1 pseudogene is annotated in these 256 nt (G+C 74.6%); it reads left to right on the top strand.

Features of this window, described 5'->3' with window-relative positions:
- Window positions 1-213 (top strand): annotated as a pseudogene (locus tag BZY54_RS06160) (hypothetical protein); the annotation flags it as partial.
- Window positions 214-256 lie beyond the last annotated feature (43 nt).

The following is a 256-nucleotide window of genomic DNA, read 5'->3' on the forward strand; positions in this document are numbered from 1 at the left end:
CTTCTGATGTGCACGACCGGCCTGGCCGACCCCCTGCGCGGCGAGGCCGAGTTGCGCGCGCATCTCGCCCGGCGGTGGTCCGTTCCCCCGGCGCCCTTTCCTTCAGGGCCCGTCCCGCCCGTGCCCGGCCTCGCCGCGTTCCTGGCGGACGCCCAGGTGCGGGCCAAGGGGTACGCGGACGACCGTACGGCCGCGGCCGTTTGGGAGGCGTGAGCGCCGGGGCTGTGAATTCATGGACCCAGAGGACCCGCAGGAG

This window comes from Streptomyces carpinensis (assembly GCF_002154505.1).
Classification (GTDB): domain Bacteria; phylum Actinomycetota; class Actinomycetes; order Streptomycetales; family Streptomycetaceae; genus Streptomyces; species Streptomyces carpinensis.